Source organism: Arthrobacter sp. Soil_C_60, from assembly GCF_057656375.1.
In genome coordinates this window covers 201,668-218,798 of the sequence record NZ_JBDGKM010000006.1, presented here as the reverse complement: position 1 = coordinate 218,798, position 17,131 = coordinate 201,668, and the positions used below count along the sequence as shown (strand labels likewise).

Sequence of the window (17,131 nt, the reverse complement as noted above, 5' to 3'; positions counted from 1 at the left end):
TGTGCGCGCTTGCAGGGTACAAGAAGAAGTGTAATAGCACCTCGGAGCTGGCTTGCGCTGCCAGCTGAACAGGTGCGGGCTCTGCCTGAACGGCAGACAAAGCGTCATCAAGTGAATCTTCCCATTCAACGCCTAAAACCATAAGCGACCGATAATGGATAATCAGCGAGTCGCCTGTCATGAGTCGGCCACATTGGAAACAAAGACATTGCTCCGATGCAAGTAAAGGGTTCGAGCTAGATTCTCAGAGTCATTTCCGCACTGTTTTGCAGTCACATATACCGGAATGAGCTCTGAACTGCCAGTTAGATCCGACGGCACTACCTGGCCCTTTACCTGGTCCTTGATTTTCGGGCATATCAGGAGACCATCGGCCGGTAAGTCTAAGACTTGTATTGTTACCTCCACTTTAGCGGTGGGAAACCAAATACTGAACGGAATCATCAGAAGGAGAGAAAGGATTGCGACGAGCCCAAATCTCTTGCCCCAGTTGGTGCGACGAGATATCGAGGTAATAAGTGATTCTGCATTGCTTCTCGATACCTCAAGTAACTCGGCAACAGACGAACCGTTGTGGTTTTCTTCGGTGTTCTTCAACCGGTACATCGAGGCGCTCAGAAAGAAGCACACACTTACGGAGAGCATTGTGATTCCGAAGTATCCTGCAGCTTTCGTCAACAATGGGAAAGATTGGCCCACATTGGAAAAAAAGAGGCCAGCAGTCAGCGCACCCGTGGCGGTAGCTAATAGCGTAGCCACAGCCCGCGCCCGATCACGGTACCTATCACCGTCAGATCTGTAGGAGGAGATGAGTGCTGCGGCTTGGTCCGGTTCTATCTCCGTTGTCACCTCAACATCATATTCATAAACCGGCACAGGCGGAAAACTGGCGGTAGGGGCGAAGTGCCCTCATTCCTGGACAGATTGGACGAAGGGTATTATGAGGGGCATTCAGAGCAGCTGGTAAGGTCACTGGAATTGCTGATTTTCGCAGGAGCCCGTCCTTTCGGATAATTCCTACGAAGTATCTGTGCCTTCCCCATGTCCATTTTGGGATAAGTAAACCTGGATAGAGGCTGATATTCGCTAAGAGTGCCCATATGAAGACTTTTACTCACTAAGCGGAGGACTTGAAGGCCGTGGTAGAAATATGCCGGGACTGTCAGATCTGTTGCGCCGGATTGCTTGGGCTACCCGCAAGGCGCGAGTGCGTTTCGCGCCGCCGCATGGTTTTCCCCAGCGGCTTATCCCGTTTCTTCGCAGCCCCACTATCTTTCGTAGCGGCCTAAGGTCATCCCGTTGTCGGTCGGTGCCCTCTTACGCTACGCGCCATTCATAGCCGCATTCAGCGTTCATGCAGGACCATTGAGGAGCGTCTGGTTCGATGACGCAGCCAGCCATGATGGCTTTCGGCGCCGGCTTATCCCGTTCGGGTATCCACATGCCATAGCGGACGGGCCAGGCTTCCTGCCCGCATTTGGGACAAATCGTCGTTCCATCCTTGGCAACCTTCGGCCGTGTCTTCTCTGCACAGGTCCAGCCGTCGAATGCCCTCATGATTTCCTCTTGGGAGAAGCCCAGCAGCTCCGAGACTTTGTCCAGGGGAGCGCCGTCGTGGTGGAGCGCTACCAGTAGGGGCCATTCCGGGGTGTCTCTTAGATCGCGATGCATGCGAGCTCCTTCTCCTTGTCTTCCTGGCTGCTTACGGGTAACTGCATCTCGGCAGCGCGGACAGCCGCAGACCAGCCGCCGAAGAAGTTTCGAACGGATGCTTCGGCAGGTCGCTTCACTCCTGCGGCCTTTTCGCTGGCGGCCCATGGACCGTAGCGCTCGACGCTTGGGTGCAGGCCGAGAAGCTTCATCTCACGGACGAAGGAATCAATCGCGTCCTGGTATTCGGCTTCGGAGAATTTGACGAGACCCATCAGCTCCAGATCCACGTTCACAGAGGTGTAGTCGGGATCCGGTGCCAGCCCCACGTTGCCGATGTCCACAGCCTTGTGCCCGAGGACAGGCGAAACGCTCCCGGCGAAGGTCAGGACCCAGCCGTGGCCTACCCAGCGGGAGCCCCTTCCCCGCGATGCATCCGTGCCAATTTCGACGGCGGAGAACATCGTATCTATGTAGGAACGCACGGCGTCGTCAAGAGCCGTGATGGCAGGAACAGGCGGATAAAAGGGTGACACTGCCAGCCCGAGCTGTCGCAGCGACTCCGCCGTGTCCTCGTTCGTGCAGAAGACGTCTACTTGATTGGAGCCGCTCAGCCGGCGCACGGCGTCGCGCATTTCACTGAGCAGTGTTCCGCGGTCAGCACCGCAGACGGTCGGCTCCATAGTGCCGGAACGAACGCCAAGGACATGCTCGCCCTGCGTCCGAACCGCGGCCCAGATGTATCGGCCGTGTTGGTATCTGACGTGAACGGAGACTCCGCTGCGGACGGATACTTCGTCCGCAGCACAAATGAATCGGCGGACTGGCGGAACGGGTACTGGAAACTGCATGGCGACCTCCCTGGCCTGGTAGTTGGTTTGGGGGTTTGTTCCCTTTCTAGATGCGCTGGGATATCTGCGGTCGGCTGAGCTTGCTGAGCTCCCTCAGGATCTTGGCGCCTTCGACGTCGTAGATCTCTGTCAGATTGGCGATGGGACGGCCGGTAGTCCGCGTCTGGAAGGCCAGCGAGGCCTCCTTGGAACGAATCCCAGCACGCCGCAGGCCGTGGATAATTTCCAATTTCTTGGCTTCTCGCAACAGCAGCCTCACCGGTTTGCGCTGGTCATTGCCCCTGTCGAAAACTGCGTAGCCGTCGCTCATCATTCCCCCAAGAATGTCCGTCGTTCTGACATGGCAGCTGATGCCTGCCCCCATGCATTCACAGTAGGGCCTGCCACTGACACTTTGCGGAAGACATCGTGTGAGACGCCGGGTGCAACACGACCGGTTGAGTCTCCTGAGCAGAAGAGCATTGTGCTCGCCGATTGACAGCGGTACTCGCCTAACTGGCGTCATGTCGACTGATCACAACGTGACAAGTTTTTTGGCACGGTCTCCCTATAGTGAACGTCATTAGGTTTTGAAATTGACATTCTGAACTACAGTCGGGAGTACTATCGATTGGAGTCCCGTGACTCTGGCGGCTGCGTCGATTATTAGGCGACGCTGAACCGCCGCGAGTTTGGGACTGGAGGGGAACAACTACATGGCATCAGTCGTCGGCAGTGCTTGGTCGGCCTCAGAGATCAGTGTGCTCATCGACGAGTACAAGGAAATGCTTGCCGCAGAACTCGCAGGTGAGCCCTATGTAAAGAGGCGTTTCAACGAGGTCGTTCAAGAACGTACTGGGCGCTCGCGTGCTTCCATAGAGTTTAAATTCTGCAATCTGAGCGCTGTCCTCCGTGATCTGGATCGGGCCTACGTCGTTGGTTACAAACCACGCGACCACTATCAAATGCACCTTCTAGAGGCTGTACGCAATCGGTTGGAGGACTTTCCGGCTACCAGTGAATGGCAAGTGCCCGATGAAGAGATCCTCCGAGCGTATGACGAATCGGTCGACGACGTTCAGCACGCAGTCGAGCTCGCCACAGAGGACGAAAACGAGAGGAGGGGGCGTCGTGTAGCGGGGTTCGTATCGTGGAATTCTGTGACTTCCAGCGTCGAACACGACACGCGCGACGCTGACTCTGACAACCGTAATGTTGATTTCTGGAATGGACTTGGAGCCCTCTGGGGAAGATCGACAGGCGGTCATGACGTAGCCGACAAGCCCGGTGACAAATTAGGATCAGAACACCCTCATCCGGTCGGTCTGGACGGTATCGTCGCTCCGCGTCCAGCTGGCGTCGCTGAAGCGTCCACGTGGTTCGAGGAAGGGCGCGAGTCAGCGACGGTGCCAAGGATGCTTTTTCTCATTGGCGGTCCCGGCGCGGGCAAATCGCACGCGGCGAGCGCCCTTGTACAAGGGATGCAGCGACTTCGTCCCCAAGACGATGGCTTGGCACATCGGACGTACGAATACAAATCACCTGGACTGAATACCGTTCTTGTGAACGATGCGACTATCCCTAGCGATGAATTTGTAAAGGCCGGTTTGGCTGCGGAGATCGCAGCCTCGGTAACAGGCAAAAAACATCTCATAGCGTGCGTAAATCGGGGCATCCTCGTGGAGGAAGGACGTAGCCTGACTACACTGGCGGCAACGAAGTTGGAGCCTGGTCAAGCACTCGTTCATTGGCTTCGAACACAGGGCCGCAAATCCTCTACCGTGGGAACATGGACGGTATTTACCCATAAGCTCTCCGACTATATGGTCACGGGGCAGCTCCGCTACGGGGATGAGACCGTGGCTGAGATTGTGGGGGTCTACGTGGATGTATGCTCGCTGCTTGAACGCAAGCCTAATGTGATTTATGAAGTATCTGATGGATTTTCACCAGAGTCATATAAAATTTCAGATTTTGTGGACCGCCTTTCGTGGGATGATCATGCAACTTCTGCCGGTCACCTCTTGGCCGATATATTGGATTTGGTTCAATTGCCGGACGATCTGTGGGATTCGGCAACGCTTAATCCGATTGTCGCCAACATCCAATCTCTCCGTTCGAGACCAGTTCGCGCCGGCCTGCTTGCGACGCTGCGTGCAGCGGAAATCGTCAACGGTCAGCGGTTCACCTACCGGGAGGTTTGGGGAGCGTTCGTCCGCACGATTGTTGGATCCTTGCCCGAAACGATTTCAGCCAAAGAGCTGCGCGAGTACTTCGACGACAACTTGATGTATAGCGATGATCCAATTCAGGAGTTTGAGGCGCTCACTAAACTGGCTAACTTAAGATTCTCGCAGGCTATCTACGGGACCGCATCCGGCATCGGGCAAGCGGGTACGGATCCTCGCCGCAACCCAGTCACACGTTTGACTCACGTGATTGACCCGATGAAAGACGCTGTTCCAGGATTCGTCAGCAAGGACCCGTCCACTGGGTGGTCCAGCATGGTGACTGAGGCCTTTAGCGGGCCATCTGCTGAAGGATCGCCACTCATGTCACTTGTCGACGAATTGGCCAAATGCGAATACGACCCGTTCAACGATGCTCTGACAGATTTCGACCGGGAGATCGATGAGGCCTACATGAGAGTGATGAACTTCGATGGGACGAAGGATAGCGAGCGGGCAAAGTACATTCACTGGTACGGCGCTTACCTCGGTAGGCTTTATGCCATCGCAAATGGCATTCCTGCCTTCAGGAAAGATGTCAAAATCTGGTCGGAAGCGTGGTATTCGAGCCCTCAACTGCCAAAGATGCTTGGTTCAGGGCTGCGTTCTCTACTAAGGCCAAAGCGGAATCCACGCGATACGGACTCCCGATCGTTGATTCCGATCCTCGACAGTCGGACAGACCCCATTGTTGGCACTGTCAGTGAACCGAAGATCGCATTGCAAACTGGCAATTTCGAGATGACGACTCGAACGAACGCAGAGTCAATGTTCTTATTGCTTCTTGAAGGGACGAAGGAGATTTCACGCATGCCGCTTGATCTCGCATTGACGCGAGAGGCTGGGGCATGTGCTTTGGACCATCCCGGAATGACAGAGCTGACCGAAACAACTTCTCCGAGGCTTGAACGTTTCCGGTCGGCGCGATTGATCCTTGGAAATCTTGGTCCAGACCAGTATCGCATCGTACATGGTGATGGGGACACGATCTTGACAGTTGAAATGCCCTTCCGCCAGAAAGAAGGGCGATGAGAGTGGCGAACGTCAGCGATATTTTTTTGGACATCAACAGACCAGAATACATTTCGGTGCCAGAAGCCTTCCTTTCTTCGCTCGCTTGGAGCACGCATACATGGGATGCGGTTGGACATAGCGGAAAGCCACTAGGATTGGTCTTTCGGTTAAGAAGTGAAAAGAAAAGCCGAATCGTTGAAATCTGGGAAACCGGGCCACAAGGGAACGCCCATGAAAAATTTGGTGCGGCCCTTCATCTGGAAGGCCTAGGTCACGATTCGACAGACCAGATACTGCTTTCTGAAGCGATAACGAATTCGGTCACAGGGGTGCAGGCCGAAAGAAGCACAGCCCAAGCTGCAAGTCCGATCACTCCGGGTTTTGCGCTCCTCCAGGACATAAGGGGTCTCAGAGGTGGCAAGAATCCTCCGGATTTGGCCGGCATCCTGGAAACACTGTATTCGTTTGGAACGGACTCAGACGCCGTTGATCAAGATGGGGTCGCGCAAAAGTGGAAGAATGCGTCCATTTACCGATGCTCAAAAGATCCTTTGTTATCTGCCATGGATCGTGCGGTTAAGGAAAGTCTTCTTGGACATGGGCTTAAGGATAACGAGGCGGATACGCCCCGAACGGAAATTGTTTACCCTAGCAGCCCATTTACGTGGTTCGTGCGTTCGTGGGACAAGATCACGTCAGAAGAGTGGGTGGATGCGCTCCCCGCTAGAGTTTGGACCGACTGGGCAACGACAATCTTGCGATTGGCGCTGGGCATGGGGTTTCTCTGGGAAGCAGCCTGGTACGAGACTTTGGCACGGCGCATTCTATCCGGTGATTCATGCACTTGGACAGAAATGCTTGCGTCTGTTCCCCCCACACTGCCATGGAAGTCCACGAGGGCTTCAATGTCAGTCAGGAACGTGAAATCGATACTCCTTCGAAAAACGCAGAAAAGCATCGCGGTCAGGGAAGTGCTCGAAGAATGGCTTTCCAACAAGGTCGATCCCGCTTTGGACTTTGAATCCGGCTTGAGGTCAATGCAGTCTGATACGGATCTAGTAGCCGCCCTAACGTTAGCGCTGGGCAGTCGTCAGGCCGGCACCAACAATCTGTGGGAGGCAATCAAGTACGCATTGCAAACACGAGATATAGCCGGACCGTTCGCTGACTATTACGGATTACTGAAATCCTCGTCAGCACGTGCCTACCTAACCGTCGATCCGGGGACTGAGTGGATTGCGGTCATTGCAAGTCTCGCTTGTGACGGTCCCGGAGGGCAGGCCAACGTCGGCGACCTCATGACAGATTTGAATGATCTGGGGATGCAGCCAGAGCTCGCAGATGTGGTGATGTTGCTCGAACGGGCTGGACTAGCGCGGGGCAGCGCCGACGCTGACCAAGGCGTGCAAATACAAAGTGCTTTCTAGGGACAATGGAGAGATAGATGTTAGGAACCGTACTTGGTGCTTGTCTCAATGAACTGAGCGGCCTCAACTCCGTTTACCTGCCGTCGGGCGTTGATATCAATATAGCGAAGGACATCGTTACCCGAGCGAACGCCAGTCGTTCAGACAAAGAACCCTACGCGATTTTGGTGGTCCCCTCAGGTGAGCATGGTGGTATTTCAACCAACGAGGCACTCAAGTACCGGCAAGGCGACCGGCTGGCAGTAGTGGCTGGACGCCACCCGGACTTAGGTTCCTTCACGCAGTCCTTTAAAGAGGTACTTGGATTGAATCATCCGGAAGGCGCGGCAGGTGTCGTCAGTCTGGAGTCGATGGCGTTGGTCGCCATTGATGTCCTGCTTGAAACTGCGGGAATTCAGCTGGAAAATCAGTGGAATCCCAATGAAGCAGCTACGTTCCTCACCAGCAGCCTGCACCGGATTCAGGGGTTGCAAAAGGAACTTCGTGAAGGCACGGATAGCTGGAATGTCTATTGGTTTCATCAAACGGACTCTGGCCTCAGACGGCTCTCCGAATTGCTGGACAGTGAACGTCCGCGAGCGGCCGCAATGGACGAGTTCTTTGCCACACATACCTTCTCTGCGTTCGGACTGCCGCGGCCACAGTCGGGTCACACCTCGACGTATACGCCAAAACAACTTGCGGACGCCTATAAGACCTACTGGAGTGACGAAGCTACGATCGTCAGTACGGCTGCATTCCTGGCACACGCTCCAAACAACCCAGACGGAACCCCACACGCGATTGAGGGCGTGGACTGGAGCAGTTTCGACCGCGAATTCGCTGGCAGCGACAACCACGGGATGGCTTTTGCGCGCTACTTCAAATATGACTCGTCGATAACTCGGCGGCTTGGGGACTTAACCGACCCCCAGTTCGTGAATCCCACGTCCACTGTGAAAAATACAGACAGGCTTAGGCCGTTCACCGCTGCCGGCGGGAGCATGTCAATCTCAGATCCTGAGGGGGAGAAAGGTCCCTATCTCGCTACCGCAGCGTTGGCAGATTGGGACGATCTGATCGTTACCGAAGAGATCCTAGTATTTATACCCACCGTGGCCTCCGTGACCCGAGAAGACCTTTCAGCCACTGAACTCCGCATCCTTTGCACCACTTCGAAAGCTGAGTGGGTAGGCAGCCTCGAGATTCATGACGACGGGTCGCTGTGGTGTCGAGGCACGATTACGAAATCCATGGGCAAGTATCCGTGGGGCCTTGAGCCGAAGAAACACCGCCTACGGATTGAACTCGATCTTTCCGATATCTTGACAGGTCGTGTCGACCCAACCGCGACATGCGAAGTGTACGTTGCTATGTCAGAGATAGAAGGCCTATGGACAGCGCCTATTCGGTCTGGGGGAGCAGCTGGAAAGCCCGTTTATTGGGGCCCTAAAGAAATACCTGAACCTGGTTGGAGGCCCGAGGCAGGAACTCAAGCAGTGGAGCTCGAATCGGCCAACCAGAAGCATCGGCTTGTAGTGTGGACAGAGTCGGGAAACGTTCCGATGTTCGAGAACTCAGAGTTTGAGCCACTGGCTGGACGGCGAGGCCTCTTCTCTTTGGACGCTGCTCCGATCCGATTTGCCCAGGTCGAAGTGGGCGAGCAGACGTTCGAATGTCGTTCACCAGAAAGTGCCGATGCGCCGCAATCACCAGTGGTGGCCGCTATCGCAAAGATGCTGCCTTCCCTGGATCCGATCGACGCAAAAATGAAGAAGTCTTTGCGCGGAGTTTACGAAGACTGGCTTGTACAGGAAATTGACGGTCCGCTCATCGAACAGTCGTTAGGCCACATAGTGGTACCGAGCGATCGTGATATGAGTGTGTTTCCCGCAGCAATTGAAGAACACTCCAACTTCGGAATGTCCGAAGGACTAACAGAGCATTGGAGAATGGTCGCGGATCTCGAGGTGCCGTCAGAATTAGTCAATTCTGAGGCCGCCAATGAGTTTCGGGCAGCATTGGTGAGCCTGAAACTTCGTGACCGGTTTTATAGGGCTGACACAGGTGGGGAGTCACGCCTATCATCCTTTCCGTCGACGGCAACATGGAAAGACTTATGGGTCGATACTTCATATCTGGAGCGCTACCTCAATGCTTACTCAGATTTGATTCTAGAAGCCAAGCGTCTAGAGGACCCAGTTGGGGTATTCTGGGCGACCTATCCATTCTCAATTAGCATCTGGTCCACCTTCAATAACGCGAAGTGCCAAGCTGTCCTACTCAGTCCCTTACATCCCATTCGGCTGGCCTGGCTGGCCGGCGTTGAGCACACTTTATGGAATTCGGATTTGGCTGCACGGCTCGCAGGAACAATCGAGGGTTGGAATTTGCCGTTAGTCGGTCCAAGAGAAACCGAAATGGGAAGACTCATGGCGGTCCCCATAGAAACCGGCGTCGGCCAGATTTTTCTTGGATGGTCCATGCTAGTTCAAGCGTCGATTTCTGAACATGACGCTCTTGAATCACCAGAGAATGCCGGAAACCTCAAAGTCCCGGGTACGGCAGTGAGTGGGCTCAATGCAACAGCGGTTTCGGCAGCCATGCGCAGCTACCGACAAATGAATCCTCATATTTCAACTTTGACAGTCGATTTGGCCGCTTCTGCGTCGGGCACCAGATTGGCGGAGGTCGATGAAGCCGTCCTAACCGAAGTTGGCGAATGGGCAGGACATGCTTCCACTCCGCTGTTCGGTGGTGCACGATTCTGGGATTCCATCAATCGGGCCGGAGAACCGCCCCGAGAAGAGATTGCACGACTTGTGCAGTCATCTTGGGAAGTACCCCTAACGTGGAATCGATACTCGCCGAAGGAACACGAGGCGATGCGTTGCAACATCCGGATTCTTCAGGATGGAGGAGTCAACGTGCTGTTGAAGAATGTGGGTCAGGCGCCACGTCTGGGTGTCCTAGCTGAAGTTCCACTTCGCCGTTATGAGGCAGTTGTGGCCCAAGGGCATAAGGGTGGTACTGCCAAGTCTTCTCCAACGCTTCGAGACAATCAGGGTTGGGAGCCATTGACCAGAGCCGTTCGTGAATTCGAGGGATCCGCATCAGCAACAGAGGTCTCCACTAAGCTTTTTGCGACGCAATTGGCCAGTGATAGTGCCGACTGGACGGTTTCAGGCGAGGCTTTGATGAACCCAAGCGCCATGGCTGCCATCGTTCAGAAGTCGGGCAAGGGCAACCAGATGTTATGGGAGTGGCGGCCGCCGTTCTTGGAATCTTCGAACGAAGTGCCGGCTCTCGAGAGACGACCCTTCGTGTCAGTCGCACGAGTACCTCGTGGCTTTAAGCGTCAACTGGAGAAGCTGTTGGCCAAGGCCACTGGTAAGCCGGCCAGCGAGGAATTGGTCCGGTCGTTGCTCGAACGTTTAGGGACCCGAGGCGTCGGATTGTCTTCCATGCTGTCGATGGGCGGAACGCACGCCGCCGGTGCCCTGGGATTTTATTTGGTGTTTTCTATGATGGACCACTTCAAGCATATCGATCCCGGGACTTATGTACTGCCGATCGACGCCTGCGACACGTTCCTCCGCGCTTTGGCGGGAAGCCACAACAAAACGGACGCCATGCGCCGTGCAGACGTATTGATCCTGAGGATTGAACAGGACAACCTGACGTTTTCTCCAGTAGAGATAAAGTTCTATGACCTTGACTCGCAATCGCCACAAGGGAGTCTCCCACAAGGTGATGAACCGTCAGTATTGACCGAGGCTTTGGACCAGGTCCAAACCACCCTAGAGCTCCTCCTAGCCCTGCAAGCTTCCTGGGCGGACCAGCTGCTGACGGGGAACGCCTCGGACCGTGCGCTGTGGGCAAACGGATTGGCTGCGCTGGTAGAAGCTGCTATTCGCCTTGGTCCCTCGGAGACTGATGATGCCGCCGGCCTAGGACAAGCTCTTGAGCACGTGGCTGCTGGTAAGTCGTCTATATCAATCGGACAACCGATCGTGGCCTACTTTAAACATGAGGCTAAGACATCCGATGGTGGGGACCACGTGGTCGCTATGGTCGATGAAGGAGTATTAGCTAAGAAGTACGGCTCTTTTGGCCTGATCTCAGCTAACTCTGCTTCCGCCTTCGAGGGTATCTTAGGGGACGATTCCTTGATCGTGAAGGAATGGGCTGAACTCGTCACGTGGTCGCTCAACAATGCTGTGGCTTCGGACATAGGTGAAGTGGGCCAAGCGGTTGGTGAATCGTCCGATAATGAATCAAAAATTCACAAGGATCCGTTGGGTGGAAGCGAGGCGAATGTCCTAGTTCGGCTAAAGGAGGGCCCCAACCGGAAGCCGGAAGGGCACCAGCCAGAAGTGGATCCTCATCGTCGCGGAGAGGCTCTGCCCGGAGCCGGGATTAGGCCGGAAGATGAGGAGAAACCAGCTCGTCCCGTCATCGTTGCTCAACCTTCCAACGACAAAGAGTCTCTGCCTGCCCGTGCAGACGGAGTGAAATTTCCTGTCGGAAGCCTGCTGCCTAGTTCCAGCGGGGAACAAGCGTACTTCTGGCCAAGCAACACCGAGCTCAACCAGATGAATGTCGGTATCGTCGGAGACCTTGGGACCGGCAAGACCCAGCTGATGAAGGCGCTGATCTTCCAACTGAGGCTACAAAGTCAGCGTGCTCAAGAGACCCCGGTGTCGATGCTGATTTTCGACTACAAGAGAGATTTTCAGGACCCGGAGTTCCTGGCATCAGTCGGCGGGGAGGTTCTTCGAATCGATAATATCCGACTGAACTTTTTCCAGCTCCGAGAAGGCTTCACGCCCATGGCTGCCACACAGAGGGCGAACGAATTCATCGACGTGCTGGACAAAATCTATGGAGGCGTAGGACCTGTCCAGAAAGACAGGCTCCAGGTTACGATCACAGACCTGTACCGCGAGAACAAGCAAGCAGCCCCGACCATCGGTAAAGTTCTCGAACGCTACAGTGACGGAGGTGAGAGAGTTGACGCCGTCACGTCCTTATTGAGGAAGTTCGTCACATCAGAAGTTTTCACAGAGAATGCGGAGGAGTTCCAGACATTTGACGATCTGATGCAGAATAAGGTTGTAGTCGTCGCGCTAAATGACTTCGGCACCGACGACGATGGCAAGAACGCCTTGGTTGTTCTTTTCCTCAACCTCTATTACGACTACATGTTGAATGCACAGAAGTGGCCGTACGTTGGCGAAGCTCCGCAGCTGAGGCGCCTGAATTCGTTCCTGCTTGTCGACGAAGCCGTAAACATTATGAAGTACAAGTTCCCCGTGCTCATGAACCTGCTCTTGCAAGGTCGCGAGTTCGGCTGCGGCGTGATGCTTGCATCGCAGTACCTGTCACACTTCAGGCAGGGCCAAGAGGATTACGCACAACCGTTGTTGACCTGGTTCATCCATAAGGTGCCCTCGGTCACCTCAAAGGATTTATCGATGCTTGGGTTGGGGGAAAAAAACGACTACTTCGCGCAGCGAATTACGTCGCTTCAGCGGCACCAGTCTCTATACAAATCTCTGGGTTACGGTGGGAAGTTCATTGAAGATATTCCATTCTTCAAGCTCCTCCAGGACAACGAGGGCCAAGCGTGAGTGAGTCGGCAGAGTGTCGTTCCTTCGAGCCGCATCTTATAGAGGACAATAGAGGGCGATGAAATATGTAGATCTGTTCTCTGGATGCGGTGGGCTCTCGCTTGGAGTGGAGGCAGCAGGCGGTGAGCTGGTCCTTGCGGTTGAAAAATCCGACATGGCGGCCCGCACGTTCTACCACAATTTGTTGGGCGACATGTCCTCCGATTCGAAGTGGGAGCGATATCTCAATTCGTCACTGATCGACCAAGTAGCTGACAGGGTGGTTGTTGATGAGCTGGCTAATGTCCTGAGTGATCAAGCGGCCATGACATTTGTGTCTGCCAGCAAAATTGATGCTGTTGTCGGCGGCCCTCCCTGTCAAGGTTTCTCGCTGGCGGGACGTAGGAACCGGGATGATCTACGCAATCGGCTGCCTTGGGAGTATCTCGACTTCGTCGACGCGGCATCGCCCAAGGTCGTGGTGATTGAGAATGTGGTCGGTATGGATCATAGTTTCGATAAAGGTGCCGAATCGTCGTTCAAACAGTTACAGCGTGCTCTGGAACAAACTGGTCCGGGCTATGTCGTACAAGGGATCCGAGCAAACGCCATGCACTATGGTGCTCCACAGCACCGGCCCCGGCTGTTGATCATTGGAGTACGAGAAGATATTGCAGGAGCGTCGGGGTTGACGACGACGCAAGATACTTGGCGCTCCGGATTTCTGGATGAAATCGATCAGGACATCCCTTCTTTAGCTCCCCGTCCGACGGTTACTCGATCTGAACTCCGGAAGCTATCCGATGCCGTTGGCGACCTCACCTTTGATCCGTCGTTGCGCAGGGGAGCCAGTCAGTATGTTGCCGAGCTGAACGGTCATGCGTGGCCGGTTCGCAGGAACGATCGAGCATTCCCAAGGAACCACGTTCCTAGAAACCACAGGGAAGCAACAAAGACACGTTTCAGGTTGTACCAGTTTTTAGCCGATTCTGGCCTCAATACCAGGCTGTTGGGCCAGATCGCATATCTCGATGGCCCCATTGCGCAGTCGCTGGTGCTTGCAGAGCTCGCCGACGTATCGCTACCAGCCGTTGCCCCGGATGGGACGGTATTGGCTGAAACGCTGCAGGAGCTGGTGGACGTCACGACATCCCTTGCCACGAAGAAGCACTCGCAGAAGGTTCTCCGCTGGGGCGAACCGGCGCGGACCGTGGTTACCCTTCCTGACGACTATGTCCATCCTTCCGAGCCTCGAATATTTACGGTGCGTGAAATGGCTCGTTTTCAGGGGTTTCCCGATCATTTTGAATTCCTCGGCAAAGAGACTACGGGGGCGCACCGTAGGCGCTTGGAGGTGCCGCAGTATTCCCAAGTGGGAAATGCCGTTTCTCCTTGGCTCGGAGCAGCTATAGGTAGTCTGCTTAACAGTGTTATTGAGGAGTCCGAGCATAAATCGCTTATAGCCAGCTAAAGGGCATAGTCAAGGAGTACTTGGGAACGGGCCGGGTGTGAAAGCATAGACATTACTTTTGACTCAATTTGGCGGATGCGTTCACGAGTAACTCCATAGACTTTGCCTATCTCGTCTAGAGTTTTTGGAACGCCATCGGTGAGGCCAAAGCGCATTGCGACAACCCCCGCTTGTCGCTCGGTGAAAGTATCCAAAATAGAGTGCACTTCTTCTACGAGGAATTCATGGATTACGTAGTCGAACGGTTCCAACTCATAGGAGTCAAAGACAACATCTCGCAACATCGTGCCGTCCGACTCAACCTCTAGCTCTAGCGAGATCGGCGTTTGGTCGTATCCAAGGGTCCGCTCGATATCATCTTCGGTCATACCGGCGGCGTGGCTTATCTCGGCAGGGTGGGGTTCCCTCCCGAGCTCACCCAGCAATGTACGACGCGTCTGGTGAATCTTGTTGATGACCTCGACCATGTGCACGGGAATACGTATGGTACGGGCTTGGTCGGCCATGGCTCGGGTAATGGCCTGACGGATCCACCAGGTGGCGTAGGTCGAGAACTTGAAGCCCTTGGTGTAATCGAACTTTTCCACAGCACGGATCAGGCCCAGGTTGCCTTCCTGGATCAGGTCAAGGAAAAGCATGCCGCGGCCGGTATAACGCTTGGCCAGCGAAACGACCAGACGAAGGTTGGCCTCGAGCAGGTGGTTCTTCGCACGCTTGCCGTCGTGGACAATTTGCTCCAGGTCACGGCGAAAGCGCGTTTCCATGCTGCCGTCGTCCTTGGCCAGCTTCTCTTCGGCGAAAAGCCCGGCCTCGATGCGCAGGGCGAGATCGACTTCCTGTTCTGCGTTCAGCAGGGCGACCTTACCGATCTGCTTCAGGTAGTCCTTGACGGGATCGGCAGTAGCTCCGGCTGAAACTACCTGCTGGGCAGGGGCATCATCGTCGTCGGCGTCGGAGTAGACGAAGCCGCCTTCATTGCCGGCAGGCTTGGCGCTTTCGTCGTGCAACTTCCCAAGATCACGCCCCGAGGTTGGCGCATGTTCTCTTCCTTCTCCATGCTCCTTATTGGGGGGCGATAACGGGTCTGCCCCAGAACTGCTGTGAGAAACGTCCCTCTGTCCGTTACTATCTACGACATTAGTGCTGTCGTTCGTGTGTTTACCGTCGCCCGTATCCCAAATGTCATCGGCAGTCTTCTCTGTCCCCTGAAAGTCACGGGAATCATTGGCATTAGGGGCTTCTGCGGTAGGAGTTTCGCATGATCCGCCAGAGGGGTGATCGTTCCCCAAAAAGCGCCTACACGCTTCGATGCCGGGAAAATAAAGGTGTCGGTTGAGATGGAAGGATCCGTCGTGCTTACGCTCTACGACGTCCGGTAGTTTGATATATGGCGGTCGTGATGACGAACAATCGATTCTTGCGCTATCCATGCTTCGGCCGGAAGAGCCCTGTAAGAGTACGAGTCCGGAATCCTGAACGAACGCTGTGGCGCGCGTCGAGCCGAGGGACAGGTCGACGAGGCGGCCAGGTGACGCGTCGTTCCGGGCTGGCTCGCCCAGCACTTCAGTTGGATGCCACTTCTGGTCACTGAACAAAGACACGTCCTCGACTTTCGGTATCCTTTCGCGAATCAAAGATCCGAGAGCAGTCGCGACGGAATCGAAGTAATACTCATGAATTTCATGCTCCGACGCCACTGTGATGGCCATGCGCCAACCGGGAGTGGGACTGGTCGTGGCATTCTCTTGCTGAAGGGCCCGGTCTTTGAATGAATGGATGAGGGCAACATCTGCCGCAGTCAGGCTCCCTACCCAGTCTCCAACACGAGGGTTGTACTTGTTGCGCCGGTAAAAGATATGTGCGGCGTCGGCGCCCTCAAAACTCAGTTCAAAGTGAACAGATTCAGACCGATATTCGAATGAGATGTCCGCCAGACTCGCTTGAGCCGAATGGATGCGCTTATCGGGGCTGCTTCCCCCGTCTGAGGAAATTGCGGCTGATGTTGCAGCATGAAATGGCGGCACGACCGGTTGAGCTGTTTCCGTATGGGCGGACTGCGCCGTCAGAGGGTTATTCTGAAGCCCAACCAGGTCTATCTCTTCTGCGACATCCTTGTCCACAACTCCCGGTGCGTCGTTCGCAGCAGTTTGCACATTATCAGGGACGACGATGTACATTGGTGAGCTCTGCAGATACTTGGCGCACACGGCACGGTGTATCGCACGCCTCGATTGTTCAGAATCGAGTAAATGATCACCTTGATCGCTTTGAGAGACTTCGTACGAGTGATGATCTGGTGCGGCAGCATCGACTTTAAGCTTCTGAGCGTGGAGGAAATTGCGTCGCAGGCTTATAGCATCGAGTCTAAGCATTTCCACTTTGCGGACCATCTCGGCATACTCCAGATCGGCAGTTGCCCCTGCTCGGAGTGAATGCAGCAACGTGTCACGGACGCTGATTTGGGCAGCTAAATAGTCACGGGTGACTGAGAAGTAAGAGTGTCCTGCACTGTGCACTTTTCGGCTTGAACCGAACGTTTCATTATGGCGAGAGAGACGCTCCTGATCCGTATGGAGAAGGAATTTTGCAGCCAGGACTTCTGTTTCGATTACGTTTAATTTTGAAAGTTGACGGATCGGAGAAGCAACATTTAGGAAAATGCGCCGTAACTGATCTCTATAAGCTGCCCTTCCATCATCAAGTTGACGATTCTTGTTTGCTAGATTTGATTCAGAAACGTTTTCAGGTACAGCGCTGTTTCGTGGAAGGTCAGGTATGGGAACCCACCAAAGATGCATAGGGTTGGGTCGAGGCCAGGACCAGTTGGGACACCATGCGTCATCCGGGATGAATCCCGAAGGCGGCGCTGGCCAACCTGATGCAGGACACCAGATCCAGTCTGTGCTCTTTGAAAGCATTT

At 54.7% G+C, this 17,131-nt stretch carries 9 protein-coding genes; 4 read left to right on the top strand and 5 right to left on the bottom strand.

Annotation, left to right across the window (positions count from 1 at the left end):
* Positions 1 to 177: 177 nt before the first annotated feature.
* The 4 genes from AC3A4M_RS14385 to AC3A4M_RS14370 form a co-directional block, all read right to left on the bottom strand.
* Positions 178 to 849 carry a hypothetical protein gene (locus AC3A4M_RS14385; RefSeq protein WP_498736392.1) on the bottom strand — a complete coding sequence of 224 codons (672 nt, stop codon included), beginning with the start codon at positions 847 to 849 and terminating at the stop codon, positions 178 to 180.
* Between the two features lie 468 nt (positions 850 to 1,317).
* A complete protein-coding gene (locus AC3A4M_RS14380) occupies positions 1,318 to 1,671 on the bottom strand; it encodes a hypothetical protein (protein WP_498736391.1) in 354 nt (117 codons plus the stop codon).
* Entirely contained in the window at positions 1,656 to 2,333 is a 678-nt protein-coding gene (locus AC3A4M_RS14375; protein WP_498736390.1) for a hypothetical protein, read from the bottom strand. Before AC3A4M_RS14375 ends, AC3A4M_RS14380 begins: the two co-directional genes overlap by 16 nt.
* A 214-nt stretch (positions 2,334 to 2,547) precedes the next feature.
* Positions 2,548 to 2,865: a hypothetical protein gene (locus AC3A4M_RS14370; RefSeq protein WP_498736389.1), complete on the bottom strand. Its 318-nt coding sequence runs from the start codon at positions 2,863 to 2,865 to the stop codon at positions 2,548 to 2,550.
* Positions 2,866 to 3,196: 331 nt separating this feature from the next.
* Here AC3A4M_RS14370 and AC3A4M_RS14365 point away from each other — a divergent pair, with 331 nt between their 5' ends.
* Genes AC3A4M_RS14365 through AC3A4M_RS14350 form a run of 4 tightly spaced genes read left to right on the top strand, consistent with a single transcriptional unit; the run spans position 3,197 to position 14,211 of the window.
* A complete protein-coding gene (locus AC3A4M_RS14365) occupies positions 3,197 to 5,740 on the top strand; it encodes a hypothetical protein (protein ID WP_498736388.1) in 2,544 nt (847 codons plus the stop codon).
* Positions 5,741 to 5,742: 2 nt separating this feature from the next.
* Positions 5,743 to 7,149, top strand: coding sequence for a hypothetical protein (locus AC3A4M_RS14360; RefSeq protein ID WP_498736387.1), 1,407 nt, complete (start codon positions 5,743 to 5,745; stop codon positions 7,147 to 7,149).
* Positions 7,150 to 7,166: 17 nt separating this feature from the next.
* Positions 7,167 to 12,761, top strand: coding sequence for an ATP-binding protein (locus AC3A4M_RS14355; protein ID WP_498736386.1), 5,595 nt, complete (start codon positions 7,167 to 7,169; stop codon positions 12,759 to 12,761).
* 58 nt (positions 12,762 to 12,819) lie between these two features.
* On the top strand, positions 12,820 to 14,211 hold the full coding sequence (locus AC3A4M_RS14350; RefSeq protein WP_498736385.1) for a DNA cytosine methyltransferase: 1,392 nt from the start codon (positions 12,820 to 12,822) through the stop codon (positions 14,209 to 14,211).
* Here AC3A4M_RS14350 and AC3A4M_RS14345 read toward each other — a convergent pair.
* Positions 14,208 to 15,521, bottom strand: coding sequence for an RNA polymerase sigma factor (locus AC3A4M_RS14345; protein WP_498736409.1), 1,314 nt, complete (start codon positions 15,519 to 15,521; stop codon positions 14,208 to 14,210). The two genes, AC3A4M_RS14350 and AC3A4M_RS14345, sit on opposite strands and share 4 nt — an antisense overlap.
* Positions 15,522 to 17,131: the final 1,610 nt, after the last annotated feature.

Excerpts from the sequence above, each read along its gene's own strand:
- AC3A4M_RS14355 (WP_498736386.1), top strand. The coding sequence starts at position 7,167 with ATGTTAGGAACCGTACTTGGTGCTTGTCTCAATGAACTGAGCGGCCTC.
- AC3A4M_RS14375 (WP_498736390.1), bottom strand. The coding sequence starts at position 2,333 with ATGGAGCCGACCGTCTGCGGTGCTGACCGCGGAACACTGCTCAGTGAA.
- AC3A4M_RS14370 (WP_498736389.1), bottom strand. The coding sequence starts at position 2,865 with ATGGGGGCAGGCATCAGCTGCCATGTCAGAACGACGGACATTCTTGGG.
- AC3A4M_RS14380 (WP_498736391.1), bottom strand. The coding sequence starts at position 1,671 with ATGCATCGCGATCTAAGAGACACCCCGGAATGGCCCCTACTGGTAGCG.
- AC3A4M_RS14350 (WP_498736385.1), top strand. The coding sequence starts at position 12,820 with ATGAAATATGTAGATCTGTTCTCTGGATGCGGTGGGCTCTCGCTTGGA.
- AC3A4M_RS14365 (WP_498736388.1), top strand. The coding sequence starts at position 3,197 with ATGGCATCAGTCGTCGGCAGTGCTTGGTCGGCCTCAGAGATCAGTGTG.